Below are 20,825 nucleotides of genomic sequence, written 5' to 3' on the forward strand. Positions count from 1 at the left end.
CTCAGCCGCTTTTTATTTTCGGTGATATCTACATCTACCTCCTACTCCGCTACATTCAGTGCGATCTCAATATCTTTATCGATCTTCTTCAGTGAAGAATAGGCCGCGTCACAAACCATGGTACTTAAAGTATAATCTCCTTTATCGATCAGAATAAAATTCTGACTTTTCGCCGGGATAAGCAGAGTGTAAGATTTTCTGCCATTTATTTTTACGTTAAGCGGACACTTGGATTTATTCCGGATATTGATGTAGGCTTCATTTTTATTAATATCATTATTAAAAATGTGGGTAAGCATGGCAGCCGTTCTTTTAGATTCATCAGAAGGTTCAGCTTTTTTACTCACTCCCGCGGTCTTAGCAGCGCTTGTGACGGATGCATAGTGTACCGCTCTCTCGGCCTTTAACGAAGCCAGAGCAGCATTCGAAGCAAGATTCTTATTATTATCCTTCAGGCTGCTTCCTTTTACGGTATTTTCTGTTTTAATAGTACCCATGGATGCTGTGGTGGCCAGTTTTGCGTCTGAAGACGTATCTGCCAGCATCACCAGCATGAGTTTTTTCTTAAAATATTCAGTTTTAGCATGCCCGGGATTTTGCTTCAGAAACCCGGCGATTACCCGCAGTTCCTTAGAATTTTCTGCTTCTTCTTCAGTATAGATGATCACCGTTTCTTTCTCTACAACCGCTTTTACTTTAGCTTTTTTCTTTTTCTGAGAAAAGCCCAGCGTAAAAATACATAGGAATATGAGGAGAAATATTTTTTTCATTCGTTAAACATTTAAATTTTATTAAATATATACATAACGCAAAAAGTCATTTTTTAGTTTATCATTAAAATCATTATCTTTGCACAGCTTTAAAATTAAGCTAAAAATTAATACGAATACTTACAATAAAAAAATAATAGATATTATGTCTTATACACCAGCTGCTGCAGACGTAGCAAAATTAAGAAACCAAACAGGTGCAGGTATGATGGACTGCAAAAAAGCTTTAGTTGAAGCTGAAGGAGATTTCGAGAAAGCGGTAGACATCCTTAGAAAAAAAGGACAGAAAGTTGCTGCTAACAGAGCTGACAGAGAATCAAGTGAAGGTGCGGTAATCGCAAGAGTAAATGAAGATAACACTTTAGGGGTTATTATTTCTTTAAACTGTGAAACTGACTTTGTTGCTAAAAACGAAGCTTTTATCGAGCTTGCTTACGAACTGGCTGAAATGGCAATTTTCGCTGCCACTAAAGAAGAGCTTTTGGCTACAGATTTCCACGGACTTACTGTTGCTGAAAAATTAATCGAGCAAACAGGTGTTATCGGTGAAAAAATCGAGATCGGAGTATTCGAAAGAATTACAGGACCTTACCTGGGAGCTTACATCCACGCCGGAAACAAGATCGCTGCGATCACCGCTCTTTCTGCTAAAGTAGAAGGATCTGATGAAGCTGCCAAAGCTGTTTCTATGCAGGCTGCTGCTATGAACCCTATCGCTCTTGATGAGACGGCTGTTTCTCAGGAAACGATCGATAAAGAATTGGAGATTGAAAGACATAAACTTACTGAAGAAGGTAAGCCTGCCAACATCATCGACAATATCCTTAAAGGTAAAATGCAGAGATTCTATAAAGACAATACTTTGGTACACCAGGATTTCATTAAAGATAACAGCATGTCTGTTGCTGACTATGTAAAATCTGTAAATGCAGACCTTAAAGTAACTGGATTCATAAGAGTAAGCTTAGCTTAATCTTTCCAGGTTAAAATATTTAATCCCGGTGAATTTTTTCACCGGGATTTTTTTGTCTGTACCGTATTGATTTTTTATTCTCATCAAGTCAGATTTCATTTCCCATTCTTATCCGATACAAAAACCTCCAGCAGTTTCAAAATGAGAATATTTAGCTTGTAAATTTAAACAGACTCCCCGAATATTTTCCTTCTATAATGGCAGAATATCAGCTGTAATATTAACGGTGTATGAAATGAATTTTAACTTTACAATAAAATAACTCTAAAAATGTTTTCGATGATTTTTTTGTATAATAATATGATTATTAATGATTACATTTGCGCCCCTTATTAAAATTCATGAAAAAAATTCTACTGACGATTTGTTTATTTATTGGTCTGTTTTTTAAAGCACAACTGGATACGGAACACTGGTTTGCACCTATGGCTGCCAAAGCCGGAATTAACGGGTTTGAAGGGTATTTATACCTGTCAACCGATGAAACCGCTCCTTTCCCTGTACAGATCTTCAATAATAATACCCTTTATACAACGGTGAACGTAAGCAAAGGAAGTCCTGCTCAGGTTATCATTCCGAACCAGTTTATGGTCACCGCTACCCAATCTCAGCTGTTCACCCAAAATAATATGGGACTGAATGTAAAAGGACCGAAAAAATTCTTTGCCAACTACAGATTTTCTGTTCCGAATCATGCTGAAATCCTTACCTCCAAAGGTAAGGCAGGATTAGGGACAACATTTTTTGCAGGGGTAGCACCTATTTCAGGCTCTGAGAATCACCTGAGCTCTACCATAGGGGTAACGGCTACTGAAGACAATACCACTGTGGTTATTTCGGGATATAATCCCAATATTACTTTCTCGGACGGAATTTCAGCCCCTACCAGAACTTTTACGTTAAATAAGGGGAAATCTTATCTTTTAGATGTAATCAGTTCATGGTCAAACATCAACAGAACGGGCCTGGTAGGTGCCAAAATCACAGCAACAAAACCTGTTACCGTGACAAACGGGAACTTCAATGGTGCTTATACCAGTGTAAATCTCACCAACAATGATATCCTGATGGATCAGGCGGTACCGGTAGACAGGTTAGGAAAAGACTTCGTTGTGGTGAAAGGTAACGGAACCGTTACTTCCCAAATGGAAACGGCCCTTATTATTGCTACGGAAAACAATACACAGGTTACCTTTAACGGAACCGGAGCTACGACTAACCTGAACGCAGGTCAGTACTATTTAGTTCCTTCCAACCGGTATCTTAACCAGGGAAATGGTCATTATAATATGAATATTTCTGCTTCTAAAAATATTTATGTGTACCAGTTATTATCCGGAGCCACTAACGGAAATGAATATGCTTCGGGCGGAATGAATTTCATCCCTCCTTTGAGTTGTTTCATGCCCAATAAAATTGATGAGATCGGTTTCATTAACAGGATCGGAGGCCAGACGTTTGCAACCAGACTAAACATTATTACCCAAAGCGGAGCAGCAGTCACTCTAAACGGGAACCCCATTGCTACAGCCAACGGACCTTACCCTGTCACAGGAAACCCGAATTGGGTAAGCTATTCCATTCAGAATGTCACCGGGAATATTACGGTGAACTCTACCAAATCTTTAACCGCAGGAATTGCTGCCGGGAGTGGTGCTGTGGGATACGGGGGCTATTTCGCCGGATTCTCTTCAGTACCTGCCATCACAAAAACCGGAGACTGCTATACCGGGATTTTACTTCAGGTAGATGCCGGGTATGATGCTTACCAATGGTACTTTAACGGAGTCGCCATTCCGGGCGCTACCTCCAATACGATAAATCCGGAGCTTTACGGAGCGGGAAGCTATACCTGCTCGATCACTAAAAACAATTGCGAGACAAGACTTACGGCAGAATACCTTTATACATTGTGCCCGCCTATCTCAACGACAACATATACCATCGGATCCTGTAATACAAAAGTAATTTCTCCGGTTTTCACAAGTTCGGCACAAACGATTGTACCGTCACTTACAGGTATTATTTCACCACCCATTTCAGGAACGGCTACTGTAAACCCGGCTACCGGGCAAATTACCTACACCCCGAATGCGGGTACTGCTACGAATACCACCGATACTTTTGTTTATTATATCCAGGGGAATGGAAGCCCTTTCGCTTTCGAATATTTTAAAGTGATCATTAATACTAATGTTTTACAGGTAAATAATGCCTCTTTAACATCCTGTGCAGGAACAGGCGGAAACGGAACTTTTGATCTCACTTCCGTAAGTCTTTCTCCTGATTCCGGAACAACCGTTCAATATTTTACCAATGCCAATTTAACAGGGCAGATTGTAAATCCTGCAACCTATTCCGGGGCTTCAGGAACTGTTTATGCTCGTGTGACCTCTCAGTATGGATGCTCCAAAACAGCCCAGATTGCATTGACCGTAAATCCGTTACCGAATGTTAACAACGGTTCCCTGACATCTTGTACGGGAACAGGTGGTAGCGCAACTTTTGATCTTACATCAGTAAATATTTCAACTGATCCCGGAGTAACAATTACCTATTTCACCAATCCAAACTTAACAGGGCAGATTACCAATCCTGCAACCTACTCCGGACCTTCCGGAATCATTTATGTTAACGTAACTTCAGCATCAGGATGTTCAAGAACGGCACAGATTTCTTTGACTGTAAATCCATTACCCAATGTTACCAATGGTTCGTTATCATCCTGCGCAGGGACAAACGGAAACGGGACTTATAATCTGACTTCGGTAAGTCTTTCTACAGATCCCGGAATTACGATTACCTATTTTACCAATGCTAATTTAACAGGACAGATTACCAATCCTTCGGCTTATTCCGGTCCTGCAGGGATCATTTATGCTCATGTCACATCGGCATCGGGATGTTCAGAAACAGCACAGATTGCGTTAACCGTAAATCCTTCACCCAATGTAATCAATGGCTCATTATCCTCTTGCGCAGGAGCAGGTGGAATCGGAACGTATAATCTTACATCGGTAAATGTTTCTTCCGACCCGGGGACCACGGTTACTTATTTTACGAACGCAAATTTAACGGGGCAGATTACAACTCCTGCTGCCTATTCCGGACCTGCGGGGATTATTTATGCTAATGTTACTTCTGCATCAGGCTGTTCTAAAATTGCACAGATTACATTAACAACGACTTTATCCCCCAATATTAATACCAGTAATTACAATGCTAATCTTTGTGATGAGAATCTGGATGGAATTATTAACGTGAACTTCTCGGGCATTACCCCTCAGATTGTTACGAATTCAGCCAATTTTACCGTCAGATATTATTTGAGTCAAACGGATGCGAATGCCGGAAACAACAATACATTACCTGCCAACTGGACTTATACGGCAAACACGACGGTATATGTGAGAGCAGATGTTTTATCTGGAAGCTGTCCGGCTGTGTCAGGTCAGATTAATTTTACAATAGGAAACAAAATCGCTTTGATCACAAATACTGTACATGCAGAAGTTTGTGATAATGATCTTAACGGTTCTGAAAACATTATTCTTAGTGATTATAAAAACCTATTCACAACCAACCCCGCGATTACGGTAACATTTCATGCTACTTTAGCAGATGCTCAGAACGGGACAAACACCATTTCCCCGAACCAAACACTGACCGCTCCGAAGACTTTTTATGTAAGATTGATAAGCGGAACAGAATGTCCTAATACAGGAACTATTAATATAACGTTAAAAACACCTAAGAGATCAGGCACCCTTACAGACAAGATGGTCTGTTCGACTGACAAGGTAATTTTGGATGCCGGAACAGGCTTTACCTCTTATCAATGGAGCACGGGAGCAACCACGCAGACCATTCTCGCAGGAGCAGGAAACTATTATGTTGATCTTGGTTTTAATGGCTGTATTTACCGTCAATATGTCAACATAACGACTGCACAGGCTCCTACCATTACAAGCATTAATATTACAGGAACCACAGCAACGGTAAATGTAACAGGCGGAACTTCTCCCTATCAGTATTCATTAAACGGAATCGACTTCCAGGCTTCTAATGTATTCAAAGATTTATCAAGAGGAATTCACAAGGTTTTTGTACTTGGAACCGATGGCTGTCAGCCGGTAACGAAAGAATTTTTAGTTCTGAATCTTATCAATGCCATTACTCCAAACGGAGACGGAAAAAATGATGTTCTAAACTATTCGGATCTAAGAATAAAACAGGATGTTTCGATAGAGGTGGTGGACCGATACGGTGCTCCGGTTTATAAATCGTCAGACCATTCTTATCAATGGAACGGTAAGTCCGGAGGAAGGCCTCTTGCAACCGGAACCTACTGGTATATACTGAGATGGACAGAACCGGATACAAAATTACCAGTTTCATATTCAGGATGGCTATTAATTAAAAATAGAGAATAATTTTTCAACTTTCTTGACAATTTATTAACAATATTTCAAATATTATTTTAATTTTGTAGAAATCCTAATTCCCACCCTATGAAAAGATTTCTACTTAGCTTAGTATTAGTTTTTCTGTCCATTAATACTCTCTTTGCACAGAGGGATACAGAGCATTGGATTGCTCCGTATTATGATTCTGCCGGCGGATATACTAATAAAATTTATCTGTCGACAGATTCGGTAACCCCTTTTACGGTAACCGTTTATAATAACAATCTTCCTGTTGGTACTGCTACAATCAGCAAAGGGGCACCGGCTATTTATGATGTTCCCAACACTCAGATATTGGCCACCGCGACTACAGAAGGTTTTAAGATTATTAACAAAGGGCTGTACTTAAAAGCTGATAAACCGTTTTACTGCAGCTTAAGACTTGCAACCAGTGTACATGGCGAAATTATTACCAGTAAGGGTAAAGCAGGTATAGGGAAAGAATTTTATGTAGCTTCCGCTCCCAATACGGCGACCAGCTCCATTCATAATTTCACGGCCGGAGTTATGGCCACAGAAAATAACACCACCGTTACTGCAACATGGAGTAATGCGGCAGTTACCTTTTTCGGGGGTGTTGCTACACCGGGAAATACTTATACCTTCACATTAAATAAAGGACAGTCTTTTATCTTTGCAGGCACCGGTTCGAATGCCGCTAATTTAGCCGGGTTTATCGGCGCTAAAATAGTATCGGATAAGCCTATAACACTTACTAACGGTAGCTGTAACGGGAACTTCGGATTGATCGGCCTCGGCGGCTCTGACCCCGTTTTGGACCAGTCTGTACCGGTTGAACGACTTGGAAATACTTTTGCTATTGTAAAATCCAGATCTACCGCTCCTGATCAGAATATGGAAGGTGCTATTGTAATTGCCACTCAGGATAATACAGAAATATTCCTAAACGGCTCTACCACCGCTGCTGCCACTATCAATACAGGACAGTGGTACAGAATCAATGAAAGCAACTATATTACCCAACCGGGAGCCGGCACACACGCCAATATGTTTATTTCTACCTCAAAGAATGTATACCTCTATCAGCTGGTAGCCGTAGGATCAAGTAATGCAACGTGCGGATTTAACTATATTCCGCCGTTAAACTGTTTCCTGCCAAGGAAGATTGATGAGATCGGTAATATAAATCAGATGCCGCTTTCGCCTAATCCGACGCCGAGTGATCTGATCGTAAAATTAAATATATTAACAGAAACAGGAGCAACTGTTCTAGTGAACGGTACGCCTACTACTCCTGCCCAGGGACCCTATCCTCTTACCGGTAATACCAACTGGGTAACGTATGCTATCGAGAGTATTACAGGGAATGTTACCATTACCTCTACAAAAGCGGTAACAGCTGGTATCAACGGAGGATTCAGCTCTGCAGGATATGGCGGATACTTCGCCGGATTCTCTTCCATTCCTGTGATTTCCAAAAAGACAGGAGAATGTGCTCCGGGGATTGTTCTGGAACTGGATGACGGATATGAAACCTATCAGTGGTTCTTAAACGGTGTAGCCATTGCAGGCGCGACTACCAATACCTTTTCTCCTACCCAGGCAGGAAATTATACCGTGAAGGTAACGATGGGAACCTGCCCGCCGGTAACTACACCTATTTATAAAGTATATTCTTGTTTAAAAGAAACCAACGCGGCTATTAATGCCTGTGCATCAAAAGTGATTACCCCTACTTTTACAAGCTCAACGCAGACACCGGTAGGAAGCACTTTAACAATTATAACGCCTCCAGCTCACGGAACCATCGGAGCGATTAACCCGACTACCGGGGTATTCACTTATGTTCCGACTCCTGGGTATACCGGTACAGATGTTATTGTATACCAGTTCTGCGGTAACGGTACGGAATTTATCGATTGTGAGAAAGTAACGTTAACCTTAACTGTTGTTCCGTTTGTCCTTACAGACGTTACAATTAAAGCATGTCAGTATAACGGGAAAGGATTCTTTGATTTAACGACGGCAGCCGTGACACTGCTTGATCCGGTAGTCAAGAAATTCTACCCTACTTTGGCAGATCTGAATGCAGATACCAACCAAATTATGAACCCTACCAACTACAACTCCGCAGCCGGAGACGTATATGTAAGGGTTACAACCAATGAAGGTTGTACAGGGGTAGCAAAAATTACCCTGGCGTTTTTACCTGCACCGGTAGTATATGAAGCAACTTTAAGTGAATGCTATATTGAAAATAATGAAACAAAAGCTGAGTTTGATTTAACACAGGCTAATGTAACAACTGAAACGCCTGTAACAAAGAGATTCTATCCTACTTTCGCAGACGCAAGTAACGGAACCAATGAAATTACTGTAAATTCTACAAATTTCATTTCATCCAACAACACAGTATACGTAAGAGTTTATAATGACCTGGGATGTTATGCCATTGCTAAAATTACCTTGACGGTTATTCCTCCAAAAAGATCAACCGTATTAGCTGATAAGATGATCTGTATCGATGCAAGAACAACACTAGATGCAGGTCCGGGATATGCATCTTACCTGTGGAGCACCGGAGAGACGACACAGACCATTTCAGCGATGGTAGGGGAATACTGGGTGGTCCTTGAGGACAACGGGTGTACCGTAAAACAGCTGGTAACAGTAAGAAAAGCACCTGAGCCGGTAATCAAAGAAATCGAGATTTCCAACAATACGGCTACCGTAATTATGGCTTCAGGAAAAGCACCTTACAAATATGCTGTTGACGGAACTGCAAACTGGCAGGATTCCAATGTGTTTACCGGACTTTCAAGAGGTCAGCACACCTTCTATATAAAAGATGCTTACGACTGTAACCCGCCGGTTTCTGTAGAGATTACTGTACCAAACTTAATCAATGCGATTACGCCAAACGGAGATAATAAAAATGATTATATCGATTACAGCGAATTATCCTACAAAGAAAACCTCAGTTTCACCGTTTATGACCGATATGGAAATAAAGTGTTCAAAGGGGATAAGTTCAATAACTACAAATGGGACGGTAAACATTTCGATAAAAAACTGGTAACCGGTACTTACTGGTTCCATATCAACTGGAATGAGCCTAACAAGGATAAGACAGCAATCAAATACACCGGCTGGATCCTTGTAAAAAACATTAATTAATTTTTAATTATAGAAATACACAACCACGATTGCAAAATCGTGGTTTTTTTGTGAGTATACCCTTTATTTTTTTAAAATATTTTCAGTATATACGGATTATTCTTTTATTTTTGCAAAATCCTAATTCCACGCTTATGAGAAAATTTCTACTAGGTTTTGTGTTAATGCTATTGGCCATTAATACACTTTATGCCCAGAGAGATACTGATCATTGGTTTGCTCCCTATTTTGATACGTCAGGGACAACCTATGCCCATGGTCTTTATTTCTCGACCGATTCTTTAACCCCTTTTGAGGTCAAAATTTACAGCAACAATGTCGTCATCGGCACTGTTAATATAAGTAAAGGGGCCCCTCAGGTATTTACACTACCTGCTAACTTTATAAGAACAGCTGCTTCTTCAAGTGCCTCCACTCCTACCAATATGGGAGTTTACACTAAGGGTGACAAACCTTATTTTGCATCCTTAAGAATTTACAACAGTGTCCACGGAGAAATTGTTACCTCTAAAGGAAAAGCAGGAATCGGCACTTCGTTTTATGCGGCGGCCACTCCGGTCACCACTACCCTGAGTGGCGGTAGCGGAATGAATTTTACAACGGGCATTATGGCTACAGAAGACAATACTTCGGTAACGGTTTCCGGCTATGATCCGAATATTCAGTTTATCAACAATACCACTCCTCCGCTTTCGATGACCTTTACTTTAAATAAAGGACAATCTTATATTCTTGCGGGAATAGGTAATACCGTAGCCAATCAGGCCGGATTCATCGGTGCAAAAATTGTCGCTACGAAGCCTATTTCGGTAACCAATGGAAATTCAAATGGAATGTACGCCACGGGAAATACCACTTCAGGATCAGATCTTATTTTAGATCAGTCTGTTCCTTTAGACCGTTTGGGAAATGAATTTGCCATGGTTCGAAGTTTATCTCCGCTGACCAATCATTATGATATGGAGGGAGGGATTATTATCGCTACGGAAAATAATACTCAGATCTTTCTTAATGATGCGACTATTCCTGTTGCGACCCTAAACGAAGGAGATTATTACAGAATTCTGAACAGCGCCTATATCAACCAGGGTGGCGGGCATTACAATGTTTATGTACGAACGACTAAAAATGTCTATCTATATCAGCTGATCGGTTCTACTTCCACCAACACAGGAGGTTACAACTATATCCCGCCTTTAAACTGTTTCCTTCCAAGAAAAATTGATGAGATCGGTAATATCCAGCAGATGCCTACTTATACTGGTACCCTTACTTTAAAGCTTAATATCTTAACAGAAGCAGGGGCTGCAGTAACCGTAAACGGGATAACGCCTACTCCGGCACAGGGCCCGTTTCCGCTTACAGGAAACGCACAGTGGGTAACATATGCGATTACAGGAATCACGGGTAATGTAACAATTACTTCTACGAAAGCCGTTACGGCAGGGGTAAACGGAGGATACAGCTCTGCAGGCTACGGCGGTTATTTTGCAGGATTCTCTTCCATTCCCGTTATTGCCAAACAAACCGGTACCTGCATCCCTGGTATCGTACTGGAAGTAGATGATAGTTTTGATACTTATCAGTGGTACAACAACGGAGTTGCGATTCCGGGAGCCACCAATAATTCCTACACTCCGACGGTAGCAGGAAACTATACCGTAAGAATCACGGTAGGAACCTGTCTTCCTGCCATAACACCTGTTTATAAGGTATTTACCTGTCTGAATGAGACGGCTCAGAACCTTACGGTATGTGAAGGATACCAATCTATTGTTCCAAGCTTCACCAACTCCACACAAACCTACGTACCGGGAACGGTGACCATCATTACTCCACCTGCCAACGGGACGGCCAACGTAGATCCTGTAACGGGTGTCATCACCTATATTCCAACAGTAGGATACGTAGGTCCGGATACAATGGTGTATAAATTCTGCGGAAATGCACCTGAATTTATAGATTGCGAACAGGTAACTTTGAGTTTGACCGTGTCTGCAAGCCCGGTGGTAAATGATGCTACTTTACGGTCATGCTTTATTGAAACAAATCCGGCTACGGCACTATTCAATCTTACTGCTGCCGGAGTAACGACCGCACCAGGAATAACGAAAGAATACTACCCTTCTCCGACAGATGCTGTAAACGGAACTAATCAAATTACAACGCCTACAGCTTATATTGCCCCCAACGGAGTGGCCTATGTAAAAGTGATCAATGCAAACGGATGCTACAGAGTGGCAAAAGTAACTCTTGTGGTTCTTCCTCCCGTTTACTCTAATGTTTTACAGGATAAGATTATCTGTATAGAAGATAAGACCACATTAGATGCAGGTCCCGGCTTTGCTTCTTATGAATGGAGCACGGGAGCGACAACACAGGCAATAAATAATGCCGGTGTAGGAACATATTGGGTAAAATTGAAAACCGGAGAATGCACCACACTGCAAACGGTAAAAGTATATGCTTCTGAGCAACCGGTAATTTCAAGTATTGATATTACCAACAATACCGTAACGGTATATGCGGTCGGAGGAACAGCGCCTTATCAATATTCAATGGATAATATCAACTGGCAGGATTCCAATATCTTTAATGATGTACCGAGAGGAAACGGAATGGTATATGTAAAAGATGCTTATGATTGCGAACCGATCGATATTGAAATAACAATCCCGAACCTGATCAACGTAATTACTCCGAATAACGATGGGGTAAATGATCATATTGATTATTCAGCACTAGCTCACAAGCCGAATCTGGTCATTGAAATTTTTGACCGGTATGGTGCGAAGATTTATCAGGCTGATAAAACCAACGGTTACCAATGGAACGGTACGACAAACGGAAGCAAAAAGGTATCTACCGGAAGCTACTGGTACGACATCAGCTGGAATGAGCCTAATAACAAGAGTACTCCAATAAGATACACCGGATGGATCTTAGTAAAAAACAGAGAATAATCTTAGGAAAATAAATTCTTAAAAGCCATGGTTTTATAATCATGGCTTTTTTATTATTTTTTCGACATTGTACTGGTTTTTATTATTAAATTTGTGATAAAAGCTGATACTGAATGAAGAAAATTCTATCTTTTTTATTTATATTTTGTATTTTCATGTTTACCTTTGCACAGTTGGACAGAGAACACTGGTTTGCTCCTATGGTAGACAGAACAGGAAATCCTAATCCTTATCAGAAATTATATTTATCGACCAACAGAACGACGCCGTTTCCCGTAAGTATTTACAACAATAATATATTAATCGGTACCGTAAATATCAGCAAAAACAACCCTCAGAAATTTGATGTGCTGCGGGACTATATTATTACGACTCAGCAGGCCGATCTTTTTACGCCTACGACAAAGGGATTATATGTAAAAGCGGATTTCCCATTTTATGCTAACTTAAGATTTTCGGTTTTCAATCACGCTGAAATCATTACTTCCAAGGGAATTCCGTCTACGGGAAAGAACTTCTTTGTGGCCAGTGCCCCCATTACGGTAAGCAATTCCATTTTGAATTTTATGACCAGTGTTCTGGCTACAGAAGATAATACCACGGTTACCATTTCCGGATATAAACCTACGGTTCAGTTTTCCAATGGAACAACCGGAGCTACCAATCCTACCATAACCTTTATATTAAATAAAGGACAATCCTATATTATTGACGGTAACGGAATCGACACTGCCAATCTCGACGGCATTATCGGAGCGAAAATTACGGCTGATAAAGCTGTGAGCGTCACCAATGGTAACTTTAACGGGCAATACGCCGGCAACTTTCCTTCCAGTTCGGATATCTTAATGGATCAGTCTGTTCCGGTAGAAAGACTCGGAACTGAATTCGCCCTGGTAAAAGGAAACGGAAATATCGGGGCCAATATGGAAGGAGCCATCGTAATTGCAACCCAGGACAATACCCAGATTTATGTGAATGATGAAATCCCGCCTGTCGCGACGCTAAACACAGGACAGTATTATGTGGTTTCTGATACAAAATATAAGCTGCAGGGAGGCAATCATTACAACTTATATCTGAGGACGTCTAAAAATGCATATGTGTATCAGATTTTAGCAGGAGACTCCGCCACGGGCAACGAGACAGCAACAGGTGGTTTCAATTTCATTCCTGCCCTTAACTGTTATTTGCCTAAACAAATTAATGAGTTAGGATTCATTGATGAAAACTTTGTACACTCCAATAACAATCCATCCGGAATCCTTAATATTCCTACAAAACTGAATATCATTACGGAAAAGGGTGCTGTTCTTACGGTAAATGGGGCTACCCCGCCTACATCCACAGGTCCCTTCAATATGACAGGAACCACCAACTGGGTCACGTACGGAATACCCAATACCACAGGAACCATTACCATAGTTTCCAATAAAGCCATTATGGCCGGAATCAGTGCCGGAAGTGATGCGGTAGGATATGGTGGATTCTTTGCCGGATTCCCTACCCAACCGGTCATTTTAAAATCAGGAGGAGATTGTGTTCCCGGGATTGTGCTTACCGTTGATCCGATTATTTACGATACCTACCAATGGTACCGGAACGGAGCTCAGATTACCGGAGCTACAAATTCTTCGTACACGCCTACTCAATCCGGCAACTATACCTGTTCTGTTACCATGGGAAGCTGTGCACCCCTGGTTACCGAGCCCTATAAGGTACTGAATTGTATGAAGCTGAGTACGGCTGTTTATGATGTCTGTACCACAAAATCCGTTATTCCGGCATTTACCGTTTCAACACAAACTCCTGTAGTATCTACCATAGCGATTACGGCACCTCCTACACTGGGAACGGCGGCTATTAATCCGGTTACAGGAACTATTACCTATACCGTAACCAATCCGGGAACAACCGGAACCGATACGTTCACCTATACATTCTGCGGAAATGATCCTGAATTTCCGGATTGTGAAACGATAACAGTAACCGTAAACATCCAGACCCTGACGACTACTGACGCTACTTTAACAGCATGCAATATTAACGGTCAGGGAACATTTAATTTAACCACCGCCAGTGTTACCAACAATGCTCCTGTAACGATTACCTATTACCCGTCATTAGCAGATGCCCAAACGGAAAATCCTCTGACTCTTATCAGTTCACCAACGGCCTATCAGGCTGCTAACGGAACGGTCGTTTATGCAGTGGTTAAAAATAATATCGGATGTAAAAATATTGCCAAAATTACGCTCAATCTTTTCAACCTTGCTATTGTACTGCCCAGTTATAACGGGAACTTCTGTGATGATAATCTCGACGGAACCGTAACGGTGGTTTTGTCCAATATTACCCCGATTGTTCTGAATAATCCTGCCTATTTCACAAGTGTAAGATACTATGCCAGCATTACTGATGCAAACGCAGGAAATAATAATGTACTTCCTAATAACTGGAGCTATACCGGTAATACCACCATCTATATAAGAGTAGAGTCTCCCGACGGCTGTGCGGCAGTAGTTCAGCCCCTGAATTTCAGTATCGGAGCCAAAATACAGCTTATAAAAACTTCTTTAACAATGGATTATTGTGATGACAACCTTGATGGTATAAAATCTGTTGATCTCATGCAGTTTGTCAATCAGTTTACGGCAGATCCTAATGTCACGGTAAGTTTTCACGGAAGTCTTACAGATGCACAAAATGACTTTGCTGCGATCAGCAATCCCGTTAATTTTGCAGGCACACAGACTGTTTACATCCGGTTTGAAAAGACCGGAGAATGTCCGCAGGTAGCATCTATAACAATTACCATTAAAACTCCTAAAAAATCAGATATTCTTGCTGATAAAGTGATCTGCCCCAAAACCATGACTACTTTGGATGCTGGTCCTGGCTTTGACAGTTATTTGTGGAGCACGGGAGCAACAACACCCTCTATTTCCAATGTTACCGCCGGAAGCTACTGGGTAGATCTTACGTCCAACGGATGTACCTACAGACAGAATGTAAATGTAACGGAATATCCGGTTCCTGCGATTATTTCTATTGAGATCAACGATACCACAGTAACTGTAGGTGCCAGCGGAGGAACGCCGCCTTATGAATATTCTCTGGATGGAATTACGTGGCAAAACTCTAATGTTTTTCAGAATGTTCCGCGGGGAAATCATGTGATCCATGTAAGAGATTCTCAGAAATGTGAGGAAGTAACCAGAACTTTTGTCATTATCAATCTGATCAATACCATCACCCCGAATTATGACGGGCACAATGATGATATCGACTACTCTGCTTTAATGGGAAGTGATCATCTGGAGTTCAGAATATTTGACCGGTATGGTGCTGAGGTATTCCGGGGGACTCCTACCAACCGTTTTACCTGGGACGGAAAATTGGGCGGAAGACCGGTAAATACCGCTACGTACTGGTATTTTCTTTCCTGGACAGAATTCGGAGATACCACTACAGTAAAATATACCAGCTGGCTACTGGTAAAAAACAGATAATTAACTATACCTGAAAAATTTATAACATTCATTAACAATTATGCATTAAAGTTTAATATAATTTTAACCTGTTTCCACTATTTAATTAGGTATAAATTGATGGATTTGTGCGTAATTTTGCCTCATTATATGAAGAAACTTATTACCTTATTGTTATTGATTTTTATTGCAAAAATCAATGCTCAGATATACTCCGGCGAAATATTTTTAAAGGATAACTCCATTTTATATCTTAATCAGGTCTATGTTACCAATCTGAACAGTCAGAAGACCGTTCTCACCGATTATAACGGTGACTTTACTATCCAGGCCAATCCGGGTGATGTAATCCGTTTTACATCAATAGTGACGGAAAGAAAAGATGTAAAACTTACTTCGCAGATGTTCGGAATAAAAAGTTTGGTGGAACTGAAGATTGCCTATAAAGAGATTCAGGAAATCGTTATCAATAAATTTAAGCCAACAGGAAATTTAAGGTATGATGTTAATGCTCTTAAAAAAGATGATAAAGCCTACGCTCTTAAAAAAGTGATCGGACTTCCTGAACCAAAAGGAGATGGCACTCCTCCGGAACTTCCTGTAGCAGGTTTGCGTGACGGCGGGCTTACGTTTAGTTTAGAAAGTATTTATGACATTTTATCCGGGGAACGAAAAAACAACGTTATGTGGCTTACGAACAAATGAATTCTTCTGTGACACAGATCCGAAATTATTTAGGAAAAGACTATTTTCTGAGATTCAAGATCCCTGAAAATTTAATTGATAATTTCCTGCAGTTTGTATACACCTCTGAAAATATTCAGCCTTATATTTCTTCCGGAAATTTCGAAGCGGTAAAAATTCCGATTGAAAAATATCTTCCTATTTACCAGAGGAGGCTCAGGAACTCTCACCTTCAGGATGTTATAAACAAGTAGCTTTTATCTATTACCTGTAAAAGGTATATTATCTAATTTTTAGCCAACATCTATTAAATATTCAGAAATATGTTTAATTTTATCGTAGCCATGGTATTTTAAAATAAAACAGGATTGTTCCGTTTTCATTTTACACCAATTCCGGCACACCAGGCAAATAACTGATAAGTTTAACTTAATATTAGTTAATGAAAAAGATACTTTTACTCTGTAGTGTGATCTTATTCGCCAGCATGTCTGCACAAAGCAAAGGCAAAGATTACAGCAATATCCTGAAAAGCAAAAACATTTATGAAATAAATGCTTTTTTAAGGGATGCTCACCCTGATGACCCCCGCAGAACCATTCTAAAACCAAGGGTAATGGACATGATGAAGGAATACATCAAGAATGCAGCTCCCGGGGATATGAGGGTAAAACAGATGCAGGACTGGCTTGCCATGCTTAAAAGGAGACCTTCTACAAAAATATCTTTTGATGAGATGAATGCGATCATCAGGCAAAAGCAGATTGCCAAATACCAAAAAGAGCTGCAGGTAGGGCAGGCTGCGATTGTTTATAATCCCAGTGCACCCCAAAATGTTTACGCCGCAACTGCCCCCGTCGCTAAAACAGTAGCCGCCATTCCCGATACGGAGGCTTCAGAGTTCAATATGCTAATGGGCGAAAATCCTACAGAGCACAAAAATAAAACCGTGAAAATATTAAATTCACTGTTTGATAATGATCCTAATGCGAAAGAGTGTATTGTGATGATTGAAAATAAATCCGACTGTAATATCATCATGAGGATGGAGGGCATAGGAACTACTAAATACAGACTTCCCGTTCCTGCGCATGGTGATAATTCTATTGTGGTTCAAAAGGGAGACTACCTATTCACCAGTATTGTTTGTGGGGCTCAGTATGCCTCTCAGAAAACGATACAGAAAGCCATTATCGTTGCCTTGGGAACCTCAAAATCAAAATAAGAACTCCGGTTCCTGCAATTCCAGAATTTGTATTTTATCTGTAAAGCGTAAATTATACATCTATTTTTAGTATTTTTGCAGGATTTTAATTATCTCATGGGAAAGAACAAAATAGCAAGATTCACTGAAAATAAAATATTACCTAATGTAATTCAACCTACAAGAGAAGAAGCGTTAACGGGTTTCAGTCTTAAGGGAAAATGGAGAACGGAATTTTTTAAAAACGATAATCCTATTGTTCTTGAGCTGGGGTGCGGTAAAGGAGAATATTCGGTAGGACTCGCCAAAACATTTCCCGAAAAAAACTTTATCGGTGTAGATATTAAAGGAGCCAGATTCTGGTTTGGCGCCAAGGAAGCGGTGCAGAACAATATGTCCAATGTTGCTTTCCTGAGATCCCAGATAGAGCTGATCGACCATTTCTTTGCAGAAGGTGAAGTAGATGAAATATGGATTACATTCCCGGATCCACAAATCAAATACAGACGCACCAAGCACAGGCTTACCCATCCTGATTTTTTAGAGAGGTATAAAAAATTCTTAAAACCCGGAGGCATTATTCACCTGAAAACAGATTCCGAATTCCTTCACGGTTATACGCTGGGATACCTTCAGGGAGCAGGTTATGAAATTGTTTCTGCGCACCATGATATTTACGGAGCTCCGGAATATGATCCCAATACTCCACATTTACGGGATATCAGAACGTACTATGAGGAGCTTTTCTCTGCCAAAGGGAAAACCATTACCTATATAAAATTTAAAATTAATTAAAAAACAAATGTCAATGATGAAAAAATATAACTTCCCACTCATAAAAGTCTCCGGATAACGTCAGTTTTTCTCGACACAAAGGTACAACCTGCCTTTTCAATATCAGGACTGTAATTTTTTACAGTCTGCATTTCCCATTAAGAAAACACAAACCCAGAAAATTTAACCTTTATTAATTGGTTTAATTCTAACACGATGAAAAAAAATAATGTTATCACACTGTTTTTTATTCTATTAATTTCCCATTCCTACGCTCAAAAAAACAACAAAAATATTTTAAAAAGCAGCAATATCGGAGAAATTGAAGAATATCTGAAAAAAGCACATCCGGACGATCCTAAAAGGATCGTATTAAAATCAAAGATTATTGCCCTGAAAAACGAGGAGTGGACGAAAGGTAAAAAGAATGCAAAGCCAATGGAGGCCAGGCCCATTATCACCGAAATCCCAAACAGAATTCTCAGGAAGCCCAATTCAGAAGAAGCTGAAGAATTTAAGAAGCTGATTGTACTGAGTGATAAAGAGCATAAAGAAAAAACGGCAAAAATACTCACCGCCATGTTCGATGAAGATATTACCAGCAGGGAGGCTATCGTCTTATTTAAAAATAATTCAGATTGTAATATTGTTTTAAGAATACAGGGGCAAAACTTCTACAATCTTGCTGTTCCCGCCCATGGTGAAAATTCTATCGTCGTCAGAAAAGGCGTTTACAGTTTCAGTGCCAATGTGTGTGATGTAAAATATGATTCTCAAAAAGATATAAAAAAAAGTATCTTTGTGGTACTGGGCAACCCTTTATACAAGAATACGGGACCTGAAACTGCTGTCGGCAAAGGATCTGAATTGAATAATTCGATTTCTGCCGGTAGGTCTGCTACAAGTACTTCAAAAAAGAAAAGTAAACCGTAAGATCAAGATATGAGAAAATTACTTTTTTCAGCAACATTAAGTATCATTGTGTCCTGCAGTGTTAATTACAGCAAGTATCCTGTGAAGAGAACCTCTCCTTCCCCGAAAAGTATCAATCGTCCGTCCGTCAATACAGATAAGGAATACAGCGACCTTATTAAAAATTATAAACCTGAGACCACAGAAGTATTAAACGATCTTCTAAATGGTTCATCAGACAGACTCAGAACATCCATATCCGTTCACAATAAGTCTGCGTGCAATATGGTGCTGACCATCAGCGGAAGCGGTTATCATAAGAAAATACCTGTTGCCGCCGGAAAAATAGGGTATGCTATGGTACAGAGGAATCAGAATTACACAATTTCCGGAATGGTTTGTGGCTCCGCCTACAGCAAAAAAGCATGGGTGAGTGATTCTTATTCGATCACACTCTCAAATAAATAAGTAAAATAGATCAATAAAAAAACCACTAAGTTGATCTTAGTGGTTTTTCCTATATTAAAGAAAATCTTTAATTATTCAGCATCGAAATCAGCATCTTTTTCAGCAGATACTTTTTCTCCTTCTTCTTTAGATTTTTCTTTATCAGCTTTTCTTTGAGACTGACCTTCTTTGATAGAATCAGAAACAATGTTTAAGATCATATCGATAGATTTAGAAGCATCATCGTTTCCTGGGATTACGAAATCTACTTTTCTTGGGTCAGAGTTTGTATCCACAATACCGAAAACAGGAATACCTAATTTCTTAGCTTCTGTTACAGCAATGTGCTCTCTCATGATATCTACAACGAAGATTGCAGAAGGAAGACGAACCATGTCAGAGATAGAACCTAAGTTTTTCTCCAGGTTAGCTCTTTGTCTGTCAACCTGTAATCTTTCTTTTTTAGATAAAGTTTCGAACGTACCGTCTTTTTTCATTTTGTCGATAGAGTTCATCTTCTTTACAGCCTTTCTGATGGTAACGAAATTCGTTAACATTCCTCCTGGCCATCTTTCTGTAATATAAGGCATATTAAGTTCAGAAGCGTGTTTTGCAACCACTTCTTTCGCCTGCTTTTTAGTTGCTACGAAAAGAACTTTTTTACCTGCAGAAGTTAATTTTTCTAAAGCGCTACATGCTTCATCCAATTTAACTGCTGTTTTATGTAAGTCTACAATGTGAATACCATTTTTCTCCATAAAAATGTATGGAGCCATATTTGGATTCCACTTTCTAGTCATGTGACCGAAGTGTACACCAGCCTCTAGAAGGTCTTTTACATTTGCTTTTGCCATGTTTTCTGTTTTTGTTAGTTTACTTTCCGTTTCTTAAACAATCAACAACTTCTTTAGATGGGAGAAGTGTTTGGATGCTAAACGTAACGGGCAATTTTTAAAATTAGATTAATAGATTTCAGATATAAGATAGCAGACGATAAAAAGTC

At 40.1% G+C, this 20,825-nt stretch carries 13 protein-coding genes; 11 read left to right on the plus strand and 2 right to left on the minus strand.

Going from position 1 to position 20,825, the window contains the following annotated elements:
- Window positions 1–41: 41 nt before the first annotated feature.
- On the minus strand, window positions 42–770 hold the full coding sequence (locus tag ODZ84_RS12040; protein ID WP_266172557.1) for a DUF6759 domain-containing protein: 729 nt from the start codon (window positions 768–770) through the stop codon (window positions 42–44).
- 145 nt (window positions 771–915) lie between these two features.
- On the opposite strand from ODZ84_RS12040, the gene tsf reads away from it, so the two are divergent.
- The 11 genes from tsf (at window position 916) to ODZ84_RS12090 (ending at window position 19,843) form a co-directional block, all read left to right on the plus strand.
- Window positions 916–1,743, plus strand: a complete 828-nt coding sequence (gene tsf, locus ODZ84_RS12045; RefSeq protein WP_266172558.1) for a translation elongation factor Ts — start codon at window positions 916–918, stop codon at window positions 1,741–1,743.
- A gap of 341 nt (window positions 1,744–2,084) precedes the next feature.
- Entirely contained in the window at window positions 2,085–6,176 is a 4,092-nt protein-coding gene (locus ODZ84_RS12050) for a T9SS type B sorting domain-containing protein (RefSeq protein WP_266172559.1), read from the plus strand.
- A 78-nt stretch (window positions 6,177–6,254) separates the two neighbouring features.
- Window positions 6,255–9,347: a T9SS type B sorting domain-containing protein gene (locus ODZ84_RS12055; RefSeq protein ID WP_266172560.1), complete on the plus strand. Its 3,093-nt coding sequence runs from the start codon at window positions 6,255–6,257 to the stop codon at window positions 9,345–9,347.
- Between the two features lie 134 nt (window positions 9,348–9,481).
- Window positions 9,482–12,310 carry a T9SS type B sorting domain-containing protein gene (locus ODZ84_RS12060; protein WP_266172561.1) on the plus strand — a complete coding sequence of 943 codons (2,829 nt, stop codon included), beginning with the start codon at window positions 9,482–9,484 and terminating at the stop codon, window positions 12,308–12,310.
- Window positions 12,311–12,423: 113 nt separating this feature from the next.
- Window positions 12,424–15,822, plus strand: coding sequence for a T9SS type B sorting domain-containing protein (locus ODZ84_RS12065; RefSeq protein ID WP_266172562.1), 3,399 nt, complete (start codon window positions 12,424–12,426; stop codon window positions 15,820–15,822).
- Between the two features lie 129 nt (window positions 15,823–15,951).
- A complete protein-coding gene (locus ODZ84_RS12070; protein ID WP_323136703.1) occupies window positions 15,952–16,506 on the plus strand; it encodes a hypothetical protein in 555 nt (184 codons plus the stop codon).
- Window positions 16,488–16,739 carry a hypothetical protein gene (locus tag ODZ84_RS23150; RefSeq protein WP_323136704.1) on the plus strand — a complete coding sequence of 84 codons (252 nt, stop codon included), beginning with the start codon at window positions 16,488–16,490 and terminating at the stop codon, window positions 16,737–16,739. The genes ODZ84_RS12070 and ODZ84_RS23150 overlap by 19 nt, the downstream gene beginning before the upstream one ends.
- Before the next feature lie 188 nt (window positions 16,740–16,927).
- Entirely contained in the window at window positions 16,928–17,710 is a 783-nt protein-coding gene (locus ODZ84_RS12075) for a DUF6759 domain-containing protein (protein WP_266172563.1), read from the plus strand.
- A gap of 96 nt (window positions 17,711–17,806) precedes the next feature.
- Window positions 17,807–18,484 carry a tRNA (guanosine(46)-N7)-methyltransferase TrmB gene (trmB, locus tag ODZ84_RS12080; protein WP_266172564.1) on the plus strand — a complete coding sequence of 226 codons (678 nt, stop codon included), beginning with the start codon at window positions 17,807–17,809 and terminating at the stop codon, window positions 18,482–18,484.
- A gap of 195 nt (window positions 18,485–18,679) precedes the next feature.
- Window positions 18,680–19,396, plus strand: coding sequence for a DUF6759 domain-containing protein (locus ODZ84_RS12085; RefSeq protein ID WP_266172565.1), 717 nt, complete (start codon window positions 18,680–18,682; stop codon window positions 19,394–19,396).
- A gap of 9 nt (window positions 19,397–19,405) precedes the next feature.
- A complete protein-coding gene (locus ODZ84_RS12090) occupies window positions 19,406–19,843 on the plus strand; it encodes a DUF6759 domain-containing protein (protein WP_266172566.1) in 438 nt (145 codons plus the stop codon).
- A 71-nt stretch (window positions 19,844–19,914) separates the two neighbouring features.
- Here ODZ84_RS12090 and rpsB read toward each other — a convergent pair whose 3' ends face one another.
- Complete coding sequence (rpsB, locus tag ODZ84_RS12095) at window positions 19,915–20,676, minus strand: 30S ribosomal protein S2 (RefSeq protein WP_259110445.1); 762 nt, start codon at window positions 20,674–20,676, stop codon at window positions 19,915–19,917.
- Window positions 20,677–20,825: the final 149 nt, after the last annotated feature.

It is taken from the genome of Chryseobacterium fluminis, from assembly GCF_026314945.1.
GTDB classification, from domain to species: Bacteria; Bacteroidota; Bacteroidia; order Flavobacteriales; family Weeksellaceae; genus Chryseobacterium; species Chryseobacterium fluminis.

What these genes read in the sequence shown, in the direction of transcription:
- trmB (WP_266172564.1), top strand. Translation starts at nt 17,807, where the DNA reads ATGGGAAAGAACAAAATAGCAAGATTCACTGAAAATAAAATATTACCT.
- ODZ84_RS12060 (WP_266172561.1), top strand. Translation starts at nt 9,482, where the DNA reads ATGAGAAAATTTCTACTAGGTTTTGTGTTAATGCTATTGGCCATTAAT.
- ODZ84_RS12085 (WP_266172565.1), top strand. Translation starts at nt 18,680, where the DNA reads ATGAAAAAAAATAATGTTATCACACTGTTTTTTATTCTATTAATTTCC.
- ODZ84_RS12040 (WP_266172557.1), bottom strand. Translation starts at nt 770, where the DNA reads ATGAAAAAAATATTTCTCCTCATATTCCTATGTATTTTTACGCTGGGC.
- ODZ84_RS12090 (WP_266172566.1), top strand. Translation starts at nt 19,406, where the DNA reads ATGAGAAAATTACTTTTTTCAGCAACATTAAGTATCATTGTGTCCTGC.
- ODZ84_RS12055 (WP_266172560.1), top strand. Translation starts at nt 6,255, where the DNA reads ATGAAAAGATTTCTACTTAGCTTAGTATTAGTTTTTCTGTCCATTAAT.
- ODZ84_RS12065 (WP_266172562.1), top strand. Translation starts at nt 12,424, where the DNA reads ATGAAGAAAATTCTATCTTTTTTATTTATATTTTGTATTTTCATGTTT.
- ODZ84_RS12070 (WP_323136703.1), top strand. Translation starts at nt 15,952, where the DNA reads ATGAAGAAACTTATTACCTTATTGTTATTGATTTTTATTGCAAAAATC.
- ODZ84_RS12050 (WP_266172559.1), top strand. Translation starts at nt 2,085, where the DNA reads ATGAAAAAAATTCTACTGACGATTTGTTTATTTATTGGTCTGTTTTTT.
- ODZ84_RS12075 (WP_266172563.1), top strand. Translation starts at nt 16,928, where the DNA reads ATGAAAAAGATACTTTTACTCTGTAGTGTGATCTTATTCGCCAGCATG.
- tsf (WP_266172558.1), top strand. Translation starts at nt 916, where the DNA reads ATGTCTTATACACCAGCTGCTGCAGACGTAGCAAAATTAAGAAACCAA.
- rpsB (WP_259110445.1), bottom strand. Translation starts at nt 20,676, where the DNA reads ATGGCAAAAGCAAATGTAAAAGACCTTCTAGAGGCTGGTGTACACTTC.